Source organism: Vitreimonas sp., assembly GCF_036392335.1.
In the GTDB taxonomy this organism is placed as follows: domain Bacteria; phylum Pseudomonadota; class Alphaproteobacteria; order Caulobacterales; family Aquidulcibacteraceae; genus Vitreimonas.
Window position 1 is genome coordinate 38,066 of record NZ_DASVYD010000002.1, and the last position, 20,861, is coordinate 58,926.

Here is a 20,861-nt window from a genome sequence, read left to right on the forward strand (position 1 = left end):
TTGAGCGACCATCCACCCATGAGCGACAAGACGTTCGCCTGCCTGGTCATCGCCGACGAGAGCGAGGAATTCCCGGACGCGCTGATCTATGCCGGTCTGCTCTGCAGGAGCACCGGCTGGCGGCTCGTCATGCTGCGTGTGATCGAGCCCTCGGATCCTGCGCCGTGGGCCTCGATCACCGAGGAAATGCGCCGTCAGGCGTACGATGCGGCGGAATCGCTGACGCAGCGCTTCGGGGCCGAGGTCTGGGCCGAGTGCGGCGTGACCGCTGAGCCAATATTGCGCGAGGGCGACCTGAAACCGGAGCTCCGCAAGCTTCTCGAACACGACACCTCCATCCAACTCGTGGTGTTGGCCTCGGCGGCGGGGCCGGGCGGACCCGGGCCGCTGGTGGCGCAGCTGGGAAAGACCGCGGGGCTTGGCCCGCGCCCGGTGCCGGTACTGGTGGTGCCTGGGGCGTTGTCGCGCGAGGAAATCCGCAAGCTGGCGCTGCCTTTAGCGGCCTCGCTCCATCCGCCAGAGCCGCCGTCGGCTTGACCGTTTGCCGGGAAAGTCCCACCTGGGCGCTATGTTTATTCAGACGGAATCCACGCCCAACCCGCGCACCCTGAAATTCCTCCCCGGCCGAGACGTGCTGGGGCAGGGCAGCCGCGAATTCGGCGACGCCGACGCCGCCTTGGCTTCGCCGCTGGCCACGGCGCTGTTTGAGGTCGACGGTGTTGAGCGGGTCTATCTGGGCTCGGATTTCATCACCGTCACCAAGGCAGAGGCGATCGAATGGCCGCATCTGAAGCCGCACGTGCTGGCGGCGATCATGGATCATTTCACCTCGGGCCGCGCCGTGTTGCGCGACGCGAATGCGCCCGCCGACGCCACTGACGAAGCGGACATCGTCTATGAAGGCGAAGCCGCCGATATCGTGAAAGAACTGAAGGAAATCATCGACGCGCGTGTGCGCCCAGCCGTGGCGCGCGACGGCGGCGACATCACCTTCCATTCCTGGGATCATGAGCAAGGCATTGTGCGGCTCAACATGCGAGGCTCATGCGCCGGTTGCCCGTCTTCGACGCTCACGCTGAAGCAAGGCATCGAGAACATGTTGCGCCATTACGTGCCTGAAGTGCTCTCGGTGGAGCAGGTGGTTTGAGGCGAGCCCAGCCTTGATTGTGCTCGCCATTGATTCCGCACTGGATGCGTGTTCCGTCGCCATCGTGCGCGATGGACGGACGGCGGCCCATGTTTCCGAGCAGATGACCCGTGGCCAAGCCGAACGTCTGGCGCCGATGGTGCGCGAGGCGGCTGAGCGGGCGGGCGTGATGTTCGAGCAGATCGATCGCGTTGCGGTGACAACGGGGCCGGGCTCGTTCACCGGCGTGCGCGTCGGGCTTTCCTTCGCGCGCGCTCTGGCGCTCTCCTTGGACAAGCCATGCATCGGCGTCTCAACACTGGAGGCGCTCGCGCTGGAGGCTGGCGAAGACGGTCTGCGCGCGGCGCTGATCGAAACGCCTGGGGCCTCGTATGTTGCCCTCTACGAGAACGGTGCGCCGCTGCTCGCGCCGCAGCCGGTTGAGCGCGGTGAGCATGAGACTCTGCTCACCGGCGCGGCGCATGGACGCCCGTTCGCGCTGACAGGGCCCGGTGTTGCCGCCAATGCGGCGGCGCTCGCCGTGCGCGCGGCGCGCCTCGACCCCGCGCGCTATCCTGCCGACCCGACTTATTTGCGCGCCCCGCACGTGACGTTGCCGAGCGCGTCATGATCGAGGCGGCCGGGATTGAGGCGTGCGGATTGCTCGCGGAAATCCATGCGCGCGCGTTCGACAAACCTTGGAGCGCCGTCGAGATCAGCAAATTGCTGGAAAACCCCGCGGTGTTTGCGCTTATTTCGCGCGACAGCGCGCCGCGCGGATTCATCCTGGCGTGGGCGGCCGCCGGCGACGCCGAGATCTTAACCGTGGCGGTCGTCCCGGAGGCGCGCCGCAAAGGCGTCGGCGCCGCCCTGGTGACATCGGCGGGCGTCGCCGCTTTGGTCAGAGGTGCGGCGTCGATGCACCTCGAGGTCGCGGAAGACAATGACGCGGCCCGCGCGCTCTACATGAAGCTTGGGTACGAGGAAGCCGGTCGGCGCGCCGCTTATTACGCGGGCGAAGGGGGCGCTGTGGACGCCATCGTCATGCGCCGCACGCTGCCGAGACCGGTTGTTTGACTTGTGCTTGGTGGACATAGCGCCGCCCGAAGGGGTATTCCTGGGCGCGGAGAGGACATTATGGATCGGATCGAAAAACTCTGCGTCGAGAAGGGCATGCGCATGACGGAACAGCGCCGCGTGATCGCGCGCGTGATTTCGTCAAGTCATGATCACCCCGATGTCGAGGAATTGCACCGGCGCGCGTCGGCGATCGATTCCGGCATCTCCATCGCCACAGTGTACCGCACGGTGCGCCTGTTCGAGGAAAGCGGCATTTTGGAACGCCACGACTTTCGCGACGGTCGTTCTCGCTACGAAGAAGTGCCGGATCAGCACCACGACCATCTGATCGATATGAAGACCGGTCAGGTGGTGGAATTCGTCGATCCGGAGATCGAGCGTCTGCAGCAGGAGATTGCGCGGCGTTTGGGCTATAAACTGGTCGATCACCGCCTGGAGCTCTATGGCGTGCCGCTCGACGATAAAGGCAAGGCCGGCAAAAAGGCCGGCTGAGAAGGTTAGATGTTAGAACCCAAGCGGCCAGAACCGAAGCGTCTCTTCATCGAGACCTATGGCTGCCAAATGAACGTGTATGACAGCGAGCGCATGCGCGACGTGCTCTCGCCGCTTGGTTACGCGATGACGGAACGGCCCGACGAGGCGGATTTGGTCATCCTCAACACGTGCCACATCCGCGAGAAGGCGACGGAAAAGGTCTATTCCGAGATTGGCCGCCTGCGTGTGCACAAGGAGCGCCGCGTCGCGGAAGGGAAAGCCATGACCATCGCCATCGCCGGCTGCGTGGCGCAAGCCGAGGGCGAGGAGATCATCAAGCGCGCGCCGGCCGTCGATCTCGTTGTCGGCCCGCAGGCCTATCACAAGCTGCCGGAATTGATCGCACGCGCGGCCCGCAAGACCGGTGAGCGTTTGGCGGCGGATTTCACCGCGCAGGAAAAGTTCGATGCGCTGCCGGCGCGTGCGCCCGATGGTGTGACCGCTTTCCTGTCGATCCAGGAGGGCTGCGACAAGTTCTGCACCTTTTGCGTCGTGCCCTATACGCGCGGCGCCGAATTTTCGCGGCCGCTGGCCGACGTCCTGCGCGAGGCGCACGCACTTGCCGAGCGCGGCGTTCGTGAAATCACGCTGCTCGGCCAGAATGTGAACGCCTATCATGGCGAAGGCGGCGCGGGCTTCGCCGATTTGCTCCGACGCTTGGCGGCGATCGAAGGCGTCGATCGGCTCCGCTACACCACCTCACATCCCATCGAGATGGACGACGATTTGATCGCGTTGCACGGCGAAGAGCCCAAGCTGATGCCGTATCTACATCTGCCCGTGCAATCTGGCTCCGATCGCATACTCAAGGCGATGAATCGCAAACACGATGGCGCGTTCTATCGCGACATCATCGGGCGCTTGCGCAAGGCGCGGCCCGATATCGCGCTCTCGACGGATTTCATCGTGGGTTTTCCGGGCGAGACTGAGAAAGAGTTCGAAGCGACCATGCAGCTGGTGCGCGACGTGAACTTTGCTTCGGCGTTCTCGTTCAAATATTCGCCGCGTCCCGGCACGCCGGCGGCGGCGATGATGGCGCAGGTGGACGAAGAGGCGAAGACCGAACGCCTGCAGCGTTTGCAGGCGTTGCTGTTCGAACAGCAACGCGCGTTCAACGCCGACCAAGAGGGGCGGGTGTTGCCGATCTTGGTGACAGGCGACGGCCGCAGGCCGGGCCAGAAACACGGGCGCTCGCCGTATCTGCAAGCGGTGCACTTTGACGATACGCGCGCCCAGAACGGCGAGATCGTGCCGGTCCGCATTCTGGGCTCGTCGCAGAACTCGCTCTCGGGCGTGCGCGAAGAAATGGCGCTGGCATGACCTCGACCACAAACGATTTGGAACGCGTGATCGTGCTGGGCGAGGCGGCGCAGGCGGTGTTCGGGCCGCTGCATCGCCACCTCGCGCATATCCAGGAGGCGTTCCGGGACGCGAACGCGCCGCGCGGTACGCCGGCCTATGCCGTCACGCTCGACGCGCAGGGCGATCGGCTGATCGTGCGCGCGCGCACCCACGCCGACCTCGAGCGCGCGCAGCGCATCATCGATGCGCTCGCGGACCTCGCGCGCCGCAAAAGCAACATTCGCGAAGGCGAAGTGTTGGCGGCGATCTCGTTCTCGGAAGGGCATGTCGCGGATTCGACGCCGATGAAGTTGCCGCAATTGGGCGGCCTTACATTGCGCACCCCGCGTCAGGTGCATTACGTCGAGGCGCTCCGTGACGAGAATATCGATCTCATCTTCGGGGTAGGTCCGGCCGGCACGGGCAAGACCTTTCTCGCCGTCGCCGCCGCTGTCGAAGCGCTGAAGCAAGAGCGCGTCGATCGAATCATCGTGACGCGGCCGGCGGTCGAGGCCGGGGAGAAGCTTGGTTATCTGCCGGGCGATCTATCCGAAAAGGTCGATCCGTATCTGCAGCCGATCTGGGATGCGTTCCGCAGCCAGATGAGCGAACTTGATCTGAAGGCGCGCCGCGAGCGGCGTCAGATCGAGGTGGCGCCGCTTGCGTTCATGCGCGGACGCACGCTGTCGAACGCGTTTGTGATCGTCGATGAATCGCAGAACGCGACGATACTACAGATGAAGATGGTGCTCACGCGCCTGGGCGAAGGCTCGCGCATGGTGGTGACGGGAGATCCCTCACAGATCGACTTGGTGCGTCCTGATCAATCCGGCCTCGCGCACGCGATCTCGATTTTGAAGGATTTGGAAGCGGTGGAGGTCATTCACTTCGCCGCGCAGGACGTCGTGCGCCACAGGCTGGTCGCCCGCATTGTGCAAGCCTACGACCGCGATGAGGCTGGCCGTGGCTGAAGAAGTCCCGTTTGAAGTCGATATCCTCGGCGGTTCGCCGCTGTGGAAAGGGCAGGAAGAAGCGCTCGCGAAGGCGCTTTCCGCCGCCGCCACCGCGCAAGGCGTCGGCGGTACGGTGTCGCTGCTTTTGGGCGACGACGAAACGATCGCTGGGCTCAACAAGGAATTCCGCGGCAAGGACGGGCCGACCAACGTGCTGTCGTTTCCGCCGGGCGAGCAAAGCGAGCCTGGCTTCCTAGGCGACATCGCTCTGGCGGCGGAAACCATTGTCCGAGAAGCCGAAAGCCAAGGCAAACGGTTCGAAAACCATGCCGCCCATCTTGTTGTGCATGGATTTTTGCACCTGTTGGGCTTTGATCATATGAATGAGGCCGACGCCGAGGCGATGGAGGCGCGCGAACGCGCGATCCTTGCTAGTATTGGGATAGAAGATCCCTACCTTGAGGCGGGCTGAAGGAGTGCGACCCACTTATTATGGTTGATGCAGCAGACGATTCCGAACCTTCCTCGCGAAGGCGTGCGGGTCTGGTTCAAAAGCTGACGCGCGTGTTCGCGCGTGAAAAACTGGGGTCCGCCGCCGCGGTCGAGGAAGCGCTCCGTGCGCGCGAAGAGAACGGCGAACAGATTGAGCTTGCGCACAAGGACATGATCCTGCGCGCGGCGCGTTTCGACCGGCTCAAGGTCGCCGACGTGATGCGGCCGCGCGCTGAGATCGTCGCGATCGAGGCGAACGCCACCCTCGGCGAAGCCGCGCGCGTGTTTTCCGAAAGCCAGCACTCGCGCCTGCCGCTTTACGGCGAGACGCTGGACGACCCGCAGGGCTTCATCCACGTGCGCGATGTGCTCTCGTTGCTGACGCCTGATGAAGAGGGGACGGCGAAGGCGCAATTCGGCGATCGCGCGCTTTCGCGCATCCGCCGCGAAATTCTTTATGTGCCGCAATCGATGACGCTGGCGACGCTGTTTTTGAAGATGCAGTCGAGCCGCATTCACCTGGCGCTTGTCGTCGACGAATATGGCGGCACCGATGGCCTGGTCTCCATGGAAGATTTGGTCGAACAGATCGTAGGCGCCATCGAGGACGAACACGACGAAGACGCCGCGCTCGTCTTGGAGCGGCCCGGCGGTGCGTTCGAGGTGGACGGTCGCGCGCCGATCGATCAACTTGAGGCCAAGCTTGGCGCCTCGCTGGAAATTCCAGAGCACGAAGACGAATTCGACACCGCCGGCGGTCTCGCCGTCGCTCTGGCTGGCCGTCTGCCGCAACGGGGCGAGATTTTGCACCACCCGTCCGGATTTGATGTGGAGATCATGGATTCCGATCCGCGGCGCGTGAAACGGATCCGCGTGCGGCGGTCGCCTGAATCCGGCGCCGGCAAGCTCCTGACGGAGACCGCGCCGAGCAAGGGCGCGCGCTCGGGCGGTTGAGAGTTGACGCCGCGCTTGCGTCGCGCTCCAAACGCTGCGCCGCCTTGGGCGCGTAGGAGACCTGCAATTTGAACGCGCCGCTGACGAACGAACCGAGTTCCCGTCTTCATGTCTGGCTCGGCGAACGCTCGGTATGGCAGCGGCGCGGCTTGGCGTTTGGCTTTGGCGCGCTCGCGACGCTTGGGCACGCGCCGTTCCAACTTACACTGCTCTACGTGGTCGCGATCACTGCGCTTGTGTGGCTGCTCGACACCGCAGCGCGGCGCGACAAGCCCATCGGGTCGGCCTTCGCCACGGGGTGGTTCTTCGGCCTCGGTCATCTGGCGACCGGGCTCTACTGGGTGTCTTCCGCCTTCAATGTCGACAGCGCGGCTTGGGGCCCAATCTGGGGGGTGCCCGCGACGATGGCGCTGGCTGCCGGTCTCGCGCTCTTTTGGGGCGCTGGCTGTGCGCTGGCGGTGGCGTTTTGGACGCATGACGTCCGACGCATCGCCTGGTTCGCCGCGTGCATTTTCGCGACTGAATGGCTGAGGGGACACCTGTTCGGCGGCTTTCCGTGGCTATTGCCCGGTTATGTCTGGACCCCCGGTGAGCCGATCTCGCAGAGCGCGTCTCTGTTTGGAATTTACGGCCTGAGCCTGCTCACGCTGCTTGTGTCGGCAACGCCCGCCGCGGTCGCCGACATGGGGCAGGGCGCTGGGCGTCGGTTCGCGCCGGTGCTCGCCGCCGCCCTCGTGCTCGGCATGAGCTGGGGTTGGGGCGCTCAGCGACTCGATCGGGCGCTTGTTGACCTGCCCGGCGCCCAACCCATCGTGCGAGTCACCGACTCAGGATTGTCGCAGGCAGAGAAATGGGTCACACGCTCCGACCAGGAATGGCGCGTGCTGCAGCGCTACCTAGAGGCGAGCGGACCGGCGGAGGACAGCCGCGCTTCGATCGTGATTTGGCCGGAGGGGGCTATCCCGGCCATCAACTTCCTCATGCTTGAGAACCCCGATTTCATGGATGCGATCGGGCGCGGCATGGGCGATCGCGTGCTGGTCACCGGCCTGACGCGGCGCGAGGCGCGAGAGGACGGCGTCGCCTATTTCAACTCAGCGGCGGTGATCGATGGGGTAAGCGGCATGGCTCGGTTGAGCCAGACTTACGACAAGAACAAGCTGGTCCCGTTCGGTGAATTCATCCCGCTGTGGTCGCTGGTGAGCCGGTTCAATATCGCGCCGCTGCAGCGGATTGGCGCCGGGTTTGAGCCCGGGGCGCGGCCGACGCGGCTCGTCATTCCGGAGGCGCCGCCGGCTGTCGTGCTGATCTGCTATGAGGCCATCTTTCCGGGTTTTATTCCGCGCGGCGCCGAGCGTCCGGGTTGGATCATCAGCGTCACCAATGACGCATGGTTTGGCGGCGGTTCCGGGCCGTATCAGCACTATGCCATGGCGCGGTATCGCACGATCGAGGAGGGCCTGCCGTTGGCGCGCGCGGCGTCCGGCGGGGTGTCGGCCATTGTCGACTCCTACGGTCGCGAAGTACGCGCAACCTTAAGGCGCGGAGGCTTTGCAGAGGCGCAAATCCCTCCCGCATTGGCCGAGACACCCTTTGCCCGTTTCGGCAATTTTTTGCTTTTGGGGTGGCTTGTCATCCTCGTGACACTAAGGTTCCTTCCGCGCCGACAGATTACGAAGGGCTAAAGGCATGAATGACGAGCGCGCGGCAAACGCGATCGACAGAAAAATCGGCCAGCGCGTCAGAACTCGTCGGCTTGAAATTGGCATGAGCCAAGAACGACTTGCGGATCTACTTGGCGTCACCTTTCAGCAAGTTCAAAAATACGAAAAGGGCGTCAATCGAATAGCCGCCAGCCGCCTGTATGATATTGCCGCAGCGCTGGATATGCCCGCCGCGCGTTTTTTCGAGAATCTGAGCGGCCGGGCCGGCGTCGCCGAGAGCAAACAAGAATTCGTGGACGATGTGCTCGCCACACCGGAGGGCACCCAGCTCGTGTCGCTGTTTTCCTCGATCAAAAGCCTCAAAGTCCGTCGCCGCGTCGTCGAATTGGTTAAGGCGCTCGCGGAAGAAGCGGCTGAAGGCGGCAAGCGCGGCTAAACAGGCCCGGAATTTGCTTTGATGGGGTCAAACCCCTATGAGGGCCGCTCATTTTGGGCCGGTTCCGGAGAATCCGCGTGGCGCGCAGCAATTACGTCTTCACCAGCGAAAGTGTGTCTGAAGGTCACCCCGACAAGGTCGCGGACCGGATTTCGGACACGGTCGTTGACGCCTTCATCGAGGCCGACCCAGAAGCGCGCGTGGCGTGCGAAACCATGGTGACGACCAACCGCATCATCCTCGCGGGCGAAGTGCGCGCGGGCAAGCCTGGCAAGTCGAAAGCCGAGAACAAGGCTTTCACCAAGGAAATCATCGCCAGCCTGCAGCCCAAGGTGCGCGCGGCGGTGAAAGACATCGGCTACGCGCAGAAGGGCTTCCATTGGGAGAAGGCCAAGTACGCTTGCTACCTGCACGGCCAATCCGCGCACATCGCCCAAGGCGTCGATGCGAGCGCGAAGAAGGATGAGGGCGCGGGCGACCAGGGCATCATGTTCGGCTACGCCTGCAGCGAAACGCCGGAATTGATGCCGGCGACGCTCCAGTATTCGCACAACATCCTGAAGCGTTTGGCGGAAGTTCGGCACTCGGGCGAGCGTCCAGAGCTTGAGCCGGACGCCAAGAGCCAAGTCACGCTGCGCTACGAGAACGGCAAGCCGGTGGAAGTGATCGCGATCGTGGTCAGCCACCAGCACACCAAGAAGCTTGGCGGGGCAAATTATTCCACGAAGCGAATGGAAGAGCTGCTGAAGCCGTACATTCTTTCGGTCTTCCCGAGCGGCCTGATCACCAAGAAAACTAAGTGGATGATCAACCCGACGGGGAAGTTTGAAATTGGCGGTCCCGACGGCGACAGCGGTCTGACCGGCCGCAAGATCATTGTCGACACCTATGGCGGCGCGAGTCCACACGGCGGCGGCGCGTTCTCTGGCAAGGATCCAACCAAGGTTGATCGCTCGGCGGCGTATGCGTGCCGCTATCTGGCGAAGAACGTGGTGGCCGCCGGCTTGGCCGAGCGCTGCACGATCCAGATCAGCTACGCGATTGGCGTGGCGAAGCCGACGAGCTTCTATGTCGATCTGCACGGCGCCGACACGATCGATCCAGCGAAGCTTGAAGCGGCGCTGCCGGAGATGATCGGCGGGGCGACGCCGCGCGCGATCCGCACGCATCTGAAGCTGAACCGTCCCATCTATGCGCGCACGGCGGCCTACGGGCATTTTGGCCGCCAGCCTGACAATGAAGGCGGCTTCACCTGGGAGCGCGACGATTTGGTGGCCGAGCTGAAGCGTCTCGCCTAGATCAGGGGGATGTCCTCATCCCTCGGTCTCACGCCGGAGCTCGTCGCTTATCTCGCCCGCGCGAATCCGCCGGAACATCCAGCACTGAAGCGCTGTCGCGAAGAGACTGCGCGCCTGCCTCAAGCGCAGATGCAGATCAGCGCTGAGCAGGGCGCGTTCATGCAAACGCTGCTGCGCTTGATGAACGCTAGGCGCACGTTTGAGGTCGGCGTCTTCACCGGCTATTCCGCGCTCGCGACAGCGCTCACGCTGAAAGAGATGCATGGCGCAGCGGCGCATGTTTTGGCGTGCGACATGTCATTGGAATGGACCACCAAGGCGCGCGATTATTGGCGCGAAGCCAATGTCGATGACGCGATCGAACTCGTGATCGCGCCGGCGATGGAAACGCTGAAAGCGCGCATCGCCGAAGGGCAGGGCGGCGCCTACGATTTCGGCTTCATCGACGCCGACAAGACCGGCTACGCGGATTATTACGAAGCCGGTCTTGAACTGCTGCGTCCAGGCGGCGCGCTGTTGTTCGACAATGTGCTTTGGTCCGGTCGTGTGGTCGATCCGGCGGACACCAGCGCCGACACGACCGCCCTCAGGGCGCTCGCGGCGAAGGCCAAGGCCGATCCCCGGGTCCATGCCGTCATGACCAATATCGGCGACGGTTTGCTGATCTGCGTGAAGCTTTAGCTTTCGGCATATTGGCCGGGTGTGACGCCGAACTCGCAACGAAAAGCGGAGACGAATGCGCTCACACTGGCGTAGCCAACCTCAAACGCTGTCTGCGTCACATTCAATCCAGCGCCGAGCCGTTCCATCGCGACAAGCAAACGCAGCCGTTGGCGCCATTGCGCGAACGCCATGCCTGTCTCGCTCAAAAACAAACGCTGGGCTGTGCGCACGCTTGCGCCCGAGCGGCGGGCAAGCATCGCGAGCGGCTCGTTGTTGCCCGGTTCGCTTTGCAGATGCTGCGCGATCGAGAGAGCACGCCGGTCGCGGGGCATGGGCAGAACTTGCGATGCCTTGGGCTCAAGCAAAGCGATACGATCGACGATGATCTCCGCCAATCGTCTCTGCGTTGGTTGCGTTGCGTCCAGCGCACTGGTCTCGGCGACCTCGAGAATGAGTTCGCGCAAAAGCGGCGGGACATTCAGGACGGCGCATACGGAGGGCAGGGCCCCGCAAATCGCGCTCGCCAAATAGAGGCTGCGCACGGAAGCGCCGCCGCGCGTCTCTTCACGGTGCGCTACGCCAGCCGGCACCCAGACGGCGCGATGCGGCGGCGCGACCCAAGCGCCCTCCGGCGTTACGACACGCAACACGCCGGCCGACGCGTAACAGAGCTTGTGCCAGTCATGCCTCAACTCGCCGGACGCGTAGGGCGTGGTGAATCGCACGGCCATGGACCGCACCCAGATGGCCCCGTCTGGCTCCGAGGAGATGGGCGATTGGCGCATTTGAGACATTGGATGTCATGTTAGCGCAAGGCCGCCAGCGCTGTCGTCTCGCATTGTGGGGCTGGAGCAGGAGGATTCCCATGGCGCACGTCGCCCATTTCTCGATCAATGCAGACGATCTCGATCGCGCTAAGGCGTTTTACGACGCGGCCTTCGGTTGGGGCTTCCAGGCTTACGGGCCGCCAGGCTTTTACATGATCCAGGGCGCCGGCGGTCCGGCCGGCATGTACGCGAGCTTGCAGCAGCGCCGCGAAATTGTACCCGGGAAGCCGATGCATGGGCTTGAGTGCACGCTGGCGGTGGAAGACAGCGCGGCGGCCGAGGCGGCGGTGCTGAAAGCGGGCGGCAAGATCGTCATGCCGCGTACCATTCTGGCGGGCGTCGGCACGCTCTTCTTCTTCGAGGACACAGAAGGCAACATCATGGGCGCCATGCAGTACGACTCGGCGGCGCGCTGAGGCGCAAAGGCCGCGTTGCGTCAGGGGAAAACCGGGTCTAGACCACGCCCGATTTTCCCTCCCCGACACCCGGAGACGCATACATGGCTCGCGCAAAGATCGCCCTTATCGGTTCAGGCATGATCGGGGGCACTTTGGCCCATATCGCCGCGCGCGAAGAATTGGGCGATGTCGTGCTGTTCGACGTGGTCGAGGGTGTGCCGCAGGGCAAGGGTTTGGATATCGCCGAAGCCTCGCCGGTGTTCGGCAAGGATAGCGCGCTGAAGGGCGTGAACGATTATGCCGGCATCGCTGGCGCAGATGTCTGCATCGTCACCGCTGGCGTGCCGCGCAAGCCGGGCATGAGCCGCGACGATCTTCTCGGCATCAATCTCAAAGTCATGAAGGCGGTGGGCGAGGGCATCGCGCAACACGCGCCGAACGCGTTCGTCATCGTCGTCACCAATCCGTTGGATGCAATGGTGTGGGCGCTGCGCCAATTCTCGAAGCTGCCGCACAACAAGGTCGTTGGCATGGCCGGCGTGCTCGACAGTGCACGTTTCCGTTATTTCCTCGCGGAAGAGTTCAAGGTCTCGGTTGAAGACGTGACGGCCTTCGTGCTCGGCGGCCACGGCGACACGATGGTGCCGCTGGTGCGCTATTCGACGGTCGCCGGCATTCCGCTGCCGGACCTCGTGAAGATGGGTTGGACGACGCAAGAGAAGCTCGATCAGATCGTGCAGCGCACGCGTGATGGCGGCGCCGAGATCGTCGGCCTCTTGAAGACGGGCTCGGCCTTCTACGCGCCGGCTGAAAGCGCGATCGTGATGGCGAAGTCCTATCTGCGCGACAAGAAGCGCGTGCTTCCGTGCGCCGCGAATTTGAAGGGCGAGTACGGCCTGAACGACATGTATGTCGGCGTGCCGTGCATTATCGGCGCGGGCGGCGTGGAGAAGGTGATCGAAATCGAACTCGGCGCCGAAGAACGCGCGATGTTCGATCACTCGGTGAACGCCGTGAAGGGCTTGGTCGAGGCGTGCAAGGGGATCGATCCGTCGGTCGGCTAACGCATCGTCGCAAGCCTGAAGGGACGCCGCCGCAAGTCTTTGGCTTGCGGCGGCGTTTTGTTTAGGCTCGCGCACATGAGCCTTGGCCCGACGCTTACAACTGAACGCCTGATCCTACGTCCGCCGATCCACGCGGATTTCGATGGCTTTGCCGAGATGGCGTCCGAAGAGGATACGATGCGCTTTATCGGCGGCGTCACGCCGCGCGATGGGGCGTGGCGGATGATGGCGACGCTGACGGGCGCGTGGGCGTTGTTGGGCTATTCGATGTTCTCGGTGCTGCGACGCGACACGGGCGAATGGATCGGCCGGCTTGGACCGTGGCGTCCAGGCGGCAAGGAAGGCGGCTGGCCAGGCGATGAAGTGGGCTGGGGTTTGAAGGCGAGTGCGGCGGGGCAGGGCTTCGCTGCTGAAGGCGCGACAGCCGCGATCGATTGGGCGTTCGATCAGCTCGGCTGGGAGAACGTGATCCATTGCATCGACAAGGAGAACGCGCCGTCGATCGCGCTAGCGAAGCGCCTGGGCTCATCGGTGCAGCGCGAAGACGTGGCGCTGGCCCCGCCGTTCGAGATGCATAAGGTCGACATTTACGGCCAAAGCAAAGCCGACTGGAAAGCGCGCCGCGCACGCTGATCGTCGCAAACGCCCTTGCATCGCTGGCGCGCGTCGCCACTTTGGCGGCACGATTTTGGGGGATTGCATGCGGAACTTGGCGCTGAGTTTGGCGGTATTGGCGTTTGCATCGGCGGCGCAGGCGCAGACGCCGCCCCCTGGGCATGTGGTTGCCGTGACTCCGCCACCGTCGCCGCAAGTTGCGCCGATCAGCGCTGAGCAACAGCGCAACGTGGATCGTTTGCGCGAGCGGGCGCTGCAGAGCGATCTGGCTTGGGACATTGTTGAAGACCTGGTCACCGAAATTGGCCCGCGTCTGGCGGGCTCGCCCGAAGAAGCGCGAGCGCGCGTGTGGGCCGAGGCGATGTTGCGCGAGAACCGCTTCGCCAATGTGCGCACCGAGGATTTCACCATTCCGTTCTGGCACGCACGCCGCCAGGAAGCGTTCATTGTCTCGCCATCGCGCCAATACATGGTGACGGCCGCACTCGGCGGCTCGCCATCAACGCCGCAAGGCGGGCTTGAAGCTGAGGTTGTGCGCTTTGCCGACATGGCGGCGTTGGAGGCTGCGCCGAATAGTGCGGTTGCCGGCCGTATCGTGTTCATCGATGAACGCATGACGCGCACGCAGGATGGTTCGGGCTATGGCGCGGCCGTCGCCAAACGCGGTCGCTGCGCGCCAGTGGCGCAAGCGAAGGGCGCGGTTGCGTGCCTCATTCGCTCTGTTGGCACCGACCCGCATCGTTTTGCGCACCAGGGCGGCTCATCGCGGCAAGCCGACGGCGCCTCGCTGCCCGCCGCGGCGATCTCGCCGGCTGACGCCGATCAACTCGCGCGTCTGATCGCGCGGGGACCAACGCGCGTGAACCTCAACATAGAAGCCGACATTCGCGACAATGCGCCTTCAGGCAATGTGATCGCCGAAGTGCGCGGCCGCGAACGGCCGGACGAGATCATCGTGCTCGCCGCGCATTTGGATTCCTGGGATTTGGGGCAGGGCGCGATTGATGACGGCGCCGGTGTCGCGATTATCACCGCCGCGGCGCGCCTGATCCAGGACCTGCCGCGTCGTCCGCGCCGCACCATCCGCATTCTGCTTGCGGGCGCGGAAGAAAACGGCGTGCATGGCGGCGCTGCCTATGGGCGCATGCATGCCAACGAAAACCACATCGTCGCCGCCGAGAGCGATTTTGGCGCGGGCCGTATCTATCGCTTCCGCACACGCTTTTCTGATGCGGCGCTGCCCTATGGTCGCGCGATCCAACGCCAACTCGCGCCCCTCGGCATCAATATGGGCGACAATGCGGCAACTGGCGGCGCCGACACGGGCGCGTTGCGCGCGGCGGGTGTGCCAGTGGTTGATCTCGGCCAAGATGGCTTGGATTATTTCGACTATCACCACACGGCCGACGACACGCTCGACAAGATCGATCCCGAAGCGCTTCGCCAGAACGTGGCTGCATGGGCGATCTTCGCGTACCTTGCCGCCGATAGCGATTGGGTGTTCCGCGCGACGGAGTAGGTGATGTTCGATCTTCGCGACGTGCCGCGCATCGAGACGGAGCGTCTGGTGCTGCGCGGGTGGCGTGAGGACGATCTGGACGGCGGCTTCGCGGCGATGATGGCGGATGCGGAGGTCGCGCGCTTTCTCACCGGCGATCAGCGGGCGAAATCACGGGCGGAGGCTTGGCGCGACTTAGCGTTGTTTGTTGGCCATTGGGCGCTGCGCGGCTATGGCCTGTTCGCGGTGGAAGAGAAGGCGAGCGGCGCGTTCGTCGGCCGCGTCGGCGCTTGGCAGCCAGAATGCTGGGTCGGCTTTGAACTCGGTTGGGGGCTGCGGCGCGAATATTGGGGCAGGGGTTATGCGTTCGAGGCGGCGCGCGCGGCCGGCGATTGGGTGTTCGCCAATTTTGGCTTGGACGAGATCGTCAGCCTGATCCACGCGGCGAACGCGCCGTCACAGAAGCTGGCGGAACGCCTCGGCATGCGGGTTCGCGCCAGCACATTGCACGCCGGTATGCCGCACGACATCTGGAGCGTTACACGCTCGGATTGGGCTAGAACCAGCCAGCCTCGCGCAATGGCCTGACATTGGGGCGGCTCACCGGCGCCTCCACGCCGCCTTTGAGAACAAGCACCATCTTGTCGCCGTCGCGCCGGCTGCTTTCGACCGCGTCCTTCGCCACCCACCAGGAGCGATGGGTCTGCGCGCCTTCGAGGCCCTCCAATTCGCCGATCGCGTCGCTGAGGCGCATCAGGATGAGGTCGCTGCCCTTCGAGGTGTGCAGGCGTAAATAATGATCTTCCGAGGAGACCGCGTAGATCACCGCACCCCTCAGCTTGGGCGGCAAGCGCTCCATGAAGCGGATGCTGGGGACGGGCGCGCCGGCGGGGGGCGCGTGCGTGACGCGGCCTGGCCAATTCACCAGGATCATGATCGCCGTCATGGCGACGCAGATGATGAACACGCTGCCGGTGATTTGGGGAATGACCCGCCAGTTCAAATCCGTGCCGACCATCCAGGTCGTGTAGAGCCACACGATCAGCGTGATTGGCAGCGTCAGCGCGGAGGAGAGGAGGGCGCCGAACACCCAGGGGTTTTCGCTGAGGCGTGGAAAGCGGCCCATGGCGATCGTGATTATGTGGGCGACGCCGCTACCGCCGACCATGAGCGGCACCCAATAGAGCAGGCGTGTCGTCAGCGGCAGGCTGTCCATGCCCATCGCCCCGACCAGCGCCAGGAATACGCCGGCGCCGGCGGCGATGCCGATGTTCCGTAGCGTCTTGTTTAAAGGCTCGGAATTCTGGACCGCATTTGGCGAAGCGTGAGCTGCGGTGGCTGGCGTTTGGCGCAAAGGATCGGTTGGTTCGCGCATGGTCGAGTGCGAGGGCTCCTAAGTTCGGTCAGGGCTCTAGCAGACCCGGACTGGAGCATCGACCCCGTGACCGAACAAGCCTCTCTCTTTCATCGTATCCGCCCGCACTTAGGGTGGCTTGTTTTGCTGGTCGCGGTGGCGGCCTCGCTCTGGCCTATCCGGAATGATCTGGCGCGCTACCTCGGCCACGTGGGCTTTAAGCCGCACGCGCCGGACTGGGCGCTGGCCGCGGAATTGCCGCTCAAGGTGCAAATCCACATCGTGGCGGCGCTGGCGGCGCTCGCCATGGGAACGATCATCCTGGTCCAGCCCAAGGGGAGCCGCTTCCACAAGACGCTGGGTTGGGCCTGGGTGATCGCGATGGCCGTGACTGCCGTGTCGAGCCTGTTCATCACAGGCATCAATGGCGACACCTGGTCGTTCATCCATTTGCTGAGCGGCTGGACGATCATTGGCCTGCCGATGGCGATCTACGCCATTCGCCATAGGAAGGTTCAAGCGCATCAGCGCGCCATGACCGGCATGTTCCTGGGCGGACTGATCGTTGCAGGGTTGCTGACCTTCATTCCTGGCCGGTTCTTCTATGCATTTTTCTTTGGGTAGAAGCGTGGATTGACCTGTTTCGCACGTCGGCGAACACACCTATGTAGCCAGCGTTCCAATGACGAACCTGCTGCGCAACGTCGCCGCGCTGATCGCCGCCGTTACAATCCTGCAATTGGCGGGGGGATTGCTGGGCGTTCGCCTTCCGCTCGCTGTGGCGGAAGACGGCCATTCGCGCACGGCGCTTGGCTTGATCGCGGCGTCGTATTCCGCCGGCTTCATGATGGGCGCGATGATCGCGACGCAGATGCTCGCGCGCGTGGGCCACATTCGCGTTTATGCGGGCAGCGCCGCCGTGTTCGCGGTGTCGACACTGGCGTTGCACTTTAGCACCGACATCTGGGTCTGGGGCGTCACGCGCATGGCCGCCGGCGTTTCGGTCGCGCTGATGTTTGCGGTGATCGAAAGCTGGCTCAGTCATTCGATCGACACCCGCGTCCGCGGCGAGGTGATGAGCGTCTATATGGTGCTCACCAAGGGCGCTCTGGCGGTCGGCCCGTTTCTGGCCTTCGACTACGCCGCCGATGCGCCGGAGCCGTGGATGATCGCCGCATCGCTTGCCGCGCTTTCGATGCTGCCAATTTGTTTCACCGTGGCCGAGCAGCCCGCGCCGCCGAAGGCGCAGCCCTTGGCGCTTGTCGAACAATTCGCGACCGCGCCTGCGGCTGTCATCGGCAGCTTCGGGGCAGGGCTGGTGAATGGCGGCGTGCTGGCGCTCGCGCCGCTCTATGCCGCGCAGCATTATGGCGACAACGCCGCAGCTGAATTCTATTCGGTGGCCTTCATCGGCTCGCTGTTGCTGCAATGGCCGGCGGGCCGGTTGTCGGATCGCATTGATCGGCGTCTGGTGATCGCGGGTCTCGCCGTGATCGCGGCGTCGTCCGCCTATGCGCTGGCGATCTGGAGCGGGCAGTTGCTGCATTGGTCGGCGGCGCTGCTGTTCTTCCTGTGGGGATCGGGCGCGCTCAGCTTCTACGGCATCGCCGTGGCGCACATGGCCGATCGCGCTGAGCCAGGGAGGCTTGCGCAGTCGGCGGCGGGGTTGCTGTTCGTGTGGGCGGCGGGCTCGGTGCTTGGACCGCTGATCATGGGACCGTTGGTCGATTGGTTCGATGTTGCGGGGATATTCTGGTTCGCGGGCGCGGCGGCGACGCTCGTGTGCGCGGCGATGTTCTGGCGGCGGACAACGCGCGAGCAATCCACGAGCAAAGAAGAATTCGCACCGCAGCTCGGCACATCGGTGTCGGCGGGCGAGATCGCCTATGGCGAAGATAAAGCGCCGTCCGAAGCTGGCGCGATTGCGGGCATGAACAAACCGAGCTAAATATCGATGCGCGGGACGCGCGATCTCCCGCTGTCAGGCGCCTCGCCCAAGCATCGCGCGATGCTTCATGGGTGAGGGTATGTCTGCAAGCGCGCCAAGTCTTTCGACGCTGTTTCGGGAATCTCTGAAGGTAGGCTGCCTCGGCTTTGGCGGGCCGGCTGGTCAGATCGCGCTGATGCATCGCGTGTTCGTGGATGAGCGTCAGTGGATCGATGAGACGCGGTTCCAGCGCATGCTGGCGTTCTGCATGTTGTTGCCCGGGCCGGAGGCGCAGCAGCTTGCGACTTATGTGGGCTGGCGCTTGCGCGGCTGGGCCGGCGCGCTGATTGCTGGCTGGCTATTCGTACTGCCGGGCGCGCTCGTGGTGCTGTGCCTGAGTGCGCTTTACGTTGTGTATGGGACACAGCCGCTTGTCGCCGCCGCGTTTGATGGCGTGAAATGCGCGGTGGTCGCCCTTGTTGCCGAGGCGCTGTTCAAGGTCGGCAAACGCGCGCTGAAAACGTCGCTCGCGCTGTGGATCGCGATCGCTGCGTTTGTCGCGCTGCTGTTCAACGCGCCGTTTCCAGCGGTGATCGTCATCGCGGCCTTGGTTGGCGCGCTTACTCCTCCCCCGCGTGCGGGGGAGGTCCGAGCGGAACGAGGGGAGGGCGATGTGCACGCCCCCCTCAGTCAGTCCGCTGCGCGGCCTGACAACTCCCCCGCGCGCGGGGGAGCATGGAAGCACGCACGACTTTGGTTCGTCCTCTGGCTCGCGCCGCCAGCGCTGGTCGCGCTCACGGTCGGTACGGAGCACGTGCTGTTCCAAGTCGCGCTGCTGTTTTCGATCCTCGCCTGCGTCACCTTTGGCGGCGCGTATGCGCTGTTGGCGTATCTTACGGCGGAAGCGGTCGCGCGCGGCTGGTTGACGACGGCGCAGATGATCGACGGCTTGGGCCTCGCGGAGACGACGCCTGGTCCATTGATCCTCGTGAATGAATTTGTGGGCTTCATGGCGGGCTGGAGCGCGGCCGGTTGGGGCTTGGCGCTCGCGGGCGCGGCGATGGCGCTCTGGTGCACGTTCGCGCCGAGCTTTGTCTGGATCTTCGCCGGCGCGCCGATGGCGGAGCGGTTGGAGAACAATCGCCGCGCGGCTGGCGCCTTGGCGGCGATTACCGCTGCCGTGCTTGGCGTCATCGCGAAACTGGCGCTCTTTTTCGCGGCGCATGCGCTGTTTGAGCGGCAGCTGACGCTAGGGCCGGTCGAGTTGCCGGATTTGGGCTCGGCCCGGCTCTGGATGATCGCCCTGGCGGTTGTCGCGACGGTGGCGCTGATCCGGTTCAAGGCCAATTTGCTGGCATTGATCGCCGCATGCGCATTGGCGGGGTTGGCGGCGGCGCAAATTGGCCTGTAAGAACGCGGCGACCATTTCGAGGGGCCCCGATGAACATCCACGAATACCAAGGCAAAGCCGTCCTGAAGAGCTTTGGCGCGCCGGTGCCGCGCGGCTTCCCGGCCTTCACGCCTGAGGAGGCGGTGGACGCCGCGGCGAAGCTTGGCGGCTCGGTTTGGGCTGTGAAGAGCCAGATCCATGCGGGCGGCCGCGGCAAGGGCAAGTTCAAGGAAGCGGCGGCAGGCGAGAAGGGCGGCGTGCGCATCGCCTTCAAGCCGGAAGACGTGGGCCTCTACGCGCAGCAAATGCTGGGCAACACGTTGGTGACGTTGCAGACCGGCGAAGCTGGCCGCGTCGTGAAGCGCATCTACATCGAAGAAGGCATGAAGATCGCGAAGGAGTTTTACCTCTCCGCGCTGGTCGATCGTGAAACCGGCCGCGTCGCCTTCGTGGCGTCCGAAGCTGGCGGCATGAACATCGAAGAAGTCGCGCACGACACGCCGGAAAAGATCACCACTGTCGCGATCGATCCGGCCACGGGCCCCACCGCCGCTGATGCGGCGAAGGTGTCCGCAGCACTTGGCCTCTCGGGCGACCTGGCCGGGCAATGCGCCGATCTCGTGGGCAAGCTCTACACGGCGTTCGTGAAGAGCGACATGAGCATGCTCGAGATCAATCCGCTGATCGTCACGGAAGACAACAAGCTCGTTTGCGCCGACGCGAAAGTGAGCTTCGATTCCAACGCCGGCTTCCGTCACCCGGAATGGGCTGAGCTGCGCGACCTCGGCGAAGAGGACGAAAAGGAAATCGAAGCCTCCAAGTATGACCTCGCCTACATCGCACTCGATGGCGACATTGGCTGCATGGTCAATGGCGCGGGCCTGGCAATGGCGACGATGGACATCATCAAGCTGTTTGGCTCGGAGCCGGCCAACTTCCTCGATGTCGGCGGCGGCGCTTCGAAAGAGAAGGTGACGGCGGCGTTCAAGATCATCACCGCCGACCCGAAGGTGAAGGGCATCCTCGTCAACATCTTCGGCGGCATCATGAAGTGCGATGTCATCGCCGAAGGCGTGATCGCGGCGGTGAAGGAAGTGGGACTGAAAGTGCCGCTGGTCGTGCGCCTTGAGGGCACCAATGTCGAACTCGGCAAGAAGATCATCAACGAAAGCGGTCTGAACGTGATCAGCGCGGATGATCTGGAAGACGCGGCCCGGAAGATCGTGAAGGCGGTTAAGGGGTAGGCG

Annotated in this window: 24 protein-coding genes; 22 read left to right on the forward strand and 2 right to left on the reverse strand. The window is 64.1% G+C overall.

The window, feature by feature from the left end:
* The 13 genes from VF769_RS00195 to VF769_RS00255 all read left to right on the forward strand — a co-directional run bounded on the left by VF769_RS00195 (position 1) and on the right by VF769_RS00255 (position 10,559).
* A complete protein-coding gene (locus VF769_RS00195; RefSeq protein ID WP_331006345.1) occupies positions 1-537 on the forward strand; it encodes a universal stress protein in 537 nt (178 codons plus the stop codon).
* A 31-nt stretch (positions 538-568) separates the two neighbouring features.
* Positions 569-1,147 carry a NifU family protein gene (locus VF769_RS00200; RefSeq protein ID WP_331006346.1) on the forward strand — a complete coding sequence of 193 codons (579 nt, stop codon included), beginning with the start codon at positions 569-571 and terminating at the stop codon, positions 1,145-1,147.
* A gap of 19 nt (positions 1,148-1,166) precedes the next feature.
* Positions 1,167-1,757, forward strand: coding sequence for a tRNA (adenosine(37)-N6)-threonylcarbamoyltransferase complex dimerization subunit type 1 TsaB (gene tsaB / locus VF769_RS00205; protein WP_331006422.1), 591 nt, complete (start codon positions 1,167-1,169; stop codon positions 1,755-1,757).
* Positions 1,754-2,203, forward strand: a complete 450-nt coding sequence (gene rimI, locus VF769_RS00210; protein ID WP_331006347.1) for a ribosomal protein S18-alanine N-acetyltransferase — start codon at positions 1,754-1,756, stop codon at positions 2,201-2,203. Before tsaB ends, rimI begins: the two co-directional genes overlap by 4 nt.
* 60 nt (positions 2,204-2,263) lie before the next feature.
* Positions 2,264-2,698 (forward strand): Fur family transcriptional regulator, encoded by a 435-nt coding sequence (locus VF769_RS00215; RefSeq protein ID WP_331006348.1) that lies wholly within the window; start codon positions 2,264-2,266, stop codon positions 2,696-2,698.
* 9 nt (positions 2,699-2,707) lie between these two features.
* Positions 2,708-4,060, forward strand: a complete 1,353-nt coding sequence (gene miaB, locus VF769_RS00220) for a tRNA (N6-isopentenyl adenosine(37)-C2)-methylthiotransferase MiaB (RefSeq protein WP_331006349.1) — start codon at positions 2,708-2,710, stop codon at positions 4,058-4,060.
* Positions 4,057-5,052 carry a PhoH family protein gene (locus VF769_RS00225; protein ID WP_331006350.1) on the forward strand — a complete coding sequence of 332 codons (996 nt, stop codon included), beginning with the start codon at positions 4,057-4,059 and terminating at the stop codon, positions 5,050-5,052. The genes miaB and VF769_RS00225 overlap by 4 nt, the downstream gene beginning before the upstream one ends.
* The gene (gene ybeY, locus VF769_RS00230) at positions 5,045-5,506 is read left to right on the forward strand and encodes an rRNA maturation RNase YbeY (protein ID WP_331006351.1); all 462 of its coding nucleotides are present in this window, start codon (positions 5,045-5,047) and stop codon (positions 5,504-5,506) included. Before VF769_RS00225 ends, ybeY begins: the two co-directional genes overlap by 8 nt.
* Before the next feature lie 20 nt (positions 5,507-5,526).
* Positions 5,527-6,480: a hemolysin family protein gene (locus VF769_RS00235; RefSeq protein WP_331006352.1), complete on the forward strand. Its 954-nt coding sequence runs from the start codon at positions 5,527-5,529 to the stop codon at positions 6,478-6,480.
* A 68-nt stretch (positions 6,481-6,548) separates the two neighbouring features.
* Positions 6,549-8,165, forward strand: a complete 1,617-nt coding sequence (lnt, locus tag VF769_RS00240) for an apolipoprotein N-acyltransferase (protein ID WP_331006353.1) — start codon at positions 6,549-6,551, stop codon at positions 8,163-8,165.
* A 4-nt stretch (positions 8,166-8,169) separates the two neighbouring features.
* The gene (locus VF769_RS00245) at positions 8,170-8,580 is read left to right on the forward strand and encodes a helix-turn-helix transcriptional regulator (protein ID WP_331006354.1); all 411 of its coding nucleotides are present in this window, start codon (positions 8,170-8,172) and stop codon (positions 8,578-8,580) included.
* Positions 8,581-8,657: 77 nt separating this feature from the next.
* The gene (metK, locus tag VF769_RS00250) at positions 8,658-9,878 is read left to right on the forward strand and encodes a methionine adenosyltransferase (protein ID WP_331006355.1); all 1,221 of its coding nucleotides are present in this window, start codon (positions 8,658-8,660) and stop codon (positions 9,876-9,878) included.
* Between the two features lie 9 nt (positions 9,879-9,887).
* Entirely contained in the window at positions 9,888-10,559 is a 672-nt protein-coding gene (locus tag VF769_RS00255) for a class I SAM-dependent methyltransferase (protein WP_331006356.1), read from the forward strand.
* Here the strand turns inward: VF769_RS00255 and VF769_RS00260 are convergent.
* Positions 10,556-11,272 (reverse strand): helix-turn-helix transcriptional regulator, encoded by a 717-nt coding sequence (locus VF769_RS00260; RefSeq protein WP_331006357.1) that lies wholly within the window; start codon positions 11,270-11,272, stop codon positions 10,556-10,558. The two genes, VF769_RS00255 and VF769_RS00260, sit on opposite strands and share 4 nt — an antisense overlap.
* A gap of 134 nt (positions 11,273-11,406) precedes the next feature.
* On the opposite strand from VF769_RS00260, the gene VF769_RS00265 reads away from it, so the two are divergent.
* From VF769_RS00265 to VF769_RS00285, 5 genes are all read left to right on the forward strand, one after another.
* Positions 11,407-11,784 carry a VOC family protein gene (locus tag VF769_RS00265; RefSeq protein ID WP_331006358.1) on the forward strand — a complete coding sequence of 126 codons (378 nt, stop codon included), beginning with the start codon at positions 11,407-11,409 and terminating at the stop codon, positions 11,782-11,784.
* An 83-nt stretch (positions 11,785-11,867) separates the two neighbouring features.
* Entirely contained in the window at positions 11,868-12,830 is a 963-nt protein-coding gene (mdh, locus tag VF769_RS00270; RefSeq protein WP_331006359.1) for a malate dehydrogenase, read from the forward strand.
* Positions 12,831-12,905: 75 nt separating this feature from the next.
* Positions 12,906-13,463, forward strand: a complete 558-nt coding sequence (locus VF769_RS00275; RefSeq protein WP_331006360.1) for a GNAT family N-acetyltransferase — start codon at positions 12,906-12,908, stop codon at positions 13,461-13,463.
* Positions 13,464-13,530: 67 nt separating this feature from the next.
* Positions 13,531-14,964, forward strand: coding sequence for a M28 family peptidase (locus VF769_RS00280; RefSeq protein WP_331006361.1), 1,434 nt, complete (start codon positions 13,531-13,533; stop codon positions 14,962-14,964).
* A gap of 3 nt (positions 14,965-14,967) precedes the next feature.
* The gene (locus VF769_RS00285) at positions 14,968-15,531 is read left to right on the forward strand and encodes a GNAT family N-acetyltransferase (protein WP_331006362.1); all 564 of its coding nucleotides are present in this window, start codon (positions 14,968-14,970) and stop codon (positions 15,529-15,531) included.
* On the opposite strand, the gene VF769_RS00290 is transcribed toward VF769_RS00285, so the two are convergent.
* Entirely contained in the window at positions 15,500-16,318 is an 819-nt protein-coding gene (locus tag VF769_RS00290) for a LytTR family DNA-binding domain-containing protein (RefSeq protein WP_331006363.1), read from the reverse strand. The genes VF769_RS00285 and VF769_RS00290 overlap by 32 nt on opposite strands.
* Before the next feature lie 66 nt (positions 16,319-16,384).
* Between VF769_RS00290 and VF769_RS00295 the strand changes: the two genes are divergently transcribed.
* From VF769_RS00295 to sucC, 4 genes are all read left to right on the forward strand, one after another.
* Positions 16,385-16,921 carry a DUF2306 domain-containing protein gene (locus VF769_RS00295; RefSeq protein WP_331006364.1) on the forward strand — a complete coding sequence of 179 codons (537 nt, stop codon included), beginning with the start codon at positions 16,385-16,387 and terminating at the stop codon, positions 16,919-16,921.
* A gap of 58 nt (positions 16,922-16,979) precedes the next feature.
* On the forward strand, positions 16,980-18,245 hold the full coding sequence (locus VF769_RS00300; protein ID WP_331006365.1) for an MFS transporter: 1,266 nt from the start codon (positions 16,980-16,982) through the stop codon (positions 18,243-18,245).
* A 79-nt stretch (positions 18,246-18,324) separates the two neighbouring features.
* Positions 18,325-19,635, forward strand: a complete 1,311-nt coding sequence (gene chrA, locus VF769_RS00305) for a chromate efflux transporter (RefSeq protein ID WP_331006366.1) — start codon at positions 18,325-18,327, stop codon at positions 19,633-19,635.
* Between the two features lie 29 nt (positions 19,636-19,664).
* Positions 19,665-20,858 carry an ADP-forming succinate--CoA ligase subunit beta gene (gene sucC, locus VF769_RS00310; RefSeq protein ID WP_331006367.1) on the forward strand — a complete coding sequence of 398 codons (1,194 nt, stop codon included), beginning with the start codon at positions 19,665-19,667 and terminating at the stop codon, positions 20,856-20,858.
* The last annotated feature ends 3 nt before the right edge of the window (positions 20,859-20,861 follow it).

Bases quoted from the DNA above. Each gene is read 5' to 3' on its own strand.
- VF769_RS00200 (WP_331006346.1), top strand. From the start codon at position 569: ATGTTTATTCAGACGGAATCCACGCCCAACCCGCGCACCCTGAAATTC.
- rimI (WP_331006347.1), top strand. From the start codon at position 1,754: ATGATCGAGGCGGCCGGGATTGAGGCGTGCGGATTGCTCGCGGAAATC.
- VF769_RS00215 (WP_331006348.1), top strand. From the start codon at position 2,264: ATGGATCGGATCGAAAAACTCTGCGTCGAGAAGGGCATGCGCATGACG.
- miaB (WP_331006349.1), top strand. From the start codon at position 2,708: ATGTTAGAACCCAAGCGGCCAGAACCGAAGCGTCTCTTCATCGAGACC.
- VF769_RS00225 (WP_331006350.1), top strand. From the start codon at position 4,057: ATGACCTCGACCACAAACGATTTGGAACGCGTGATCGTGCTGGGCGAG.
- VF769_RS00235 (WP_331006352.1), top strand. From the start codon at position 5,527: ATGGTTGATGCAGCAGACGATTCCGAACCTTCCTCGCGAAGGCGTGCG.
- VF769_RS00245 (WP_331006354.1), top strand. From the start codon at position 8,170: ATGAATGACGAGCGCGCGGCAAACGCGATCGACAGAAAAATCGGCCAG.
- VF769_RS00255 (WP_331006356.1), top strand. From the start codon at position 9,888: ATGTCCTCATCCCTCGGTCTCACGCCGGAGCTCGTCGCTTATCTCGCC.
- VF769_RS00260 (WP_331006357.1), bottom strand. From the start codon at position 11,272: ATGGCCGTGCGATTCACCACGCCCTACGCGTCCGGCGAGTTGAGGCAT.
- VF769_RS00265 (WP_331006358.1), top strand. From the start codon at position 11,407: ATGGCGCACGTCGCCCATTTCTCGATCAATGCAGACGATCTCGATCGC.
- mdh (WP_331006359.1), top strand. From the start codon at position 11,868: ATGGCTCGCGCAAAGATCGCCCTTATCGGTTCAGGCATGATCGGGGGC.
- VF769_RS00275 (WP_331006360.1), top strand. From the start codon at position 12,906: ATGAGCCTTGGCCCGACGCTTACAACTGAACGCCTGATCCTACGTCCG.
- VF769_RS00280 (WP_331006361.1), top strand. From the start codon at position 13,531: ATGCGGAACTTGGCGCTGAGTTTGGCGGTATTGGCGTTTGCATCGGCG.
- VF769_RS00285 (WP_331006362.1), top strand. From the start codon at position 14,968: ATGTTCGATCTTCGCGACGTGCCGCGCATCGAGACGGAGCGTCTGGTG.
- VF769_RS00290 (WP_331006363.1), bottom strand. From the start codon at position 16,318: ATGCGCGAACCAACCGATCCTTTGCGCCAAACGCCAGCCACCGCAGCT.
- VF769_RS00300 (WP_331006365.1), top strand. From the start codon at position 16,980: ATGACGAACCTGCTGCGCAACGTCGCCGCGCTGATCGCCGCCGTTACA.
- chrA (WP_331006366.1), top strand. From the start codon at position 18,325: ATGTCTGCAAGCGCGCCAAGTCTTTCGACGCTGTTTCGGGAATCTCTG.
- sucC (WP_331006367.1), top strand. From the start codon at position 19,665: ATGAACATCCACGAATACCAAGGCAAAGCCGTCCTGAAGAGCTTTGGC.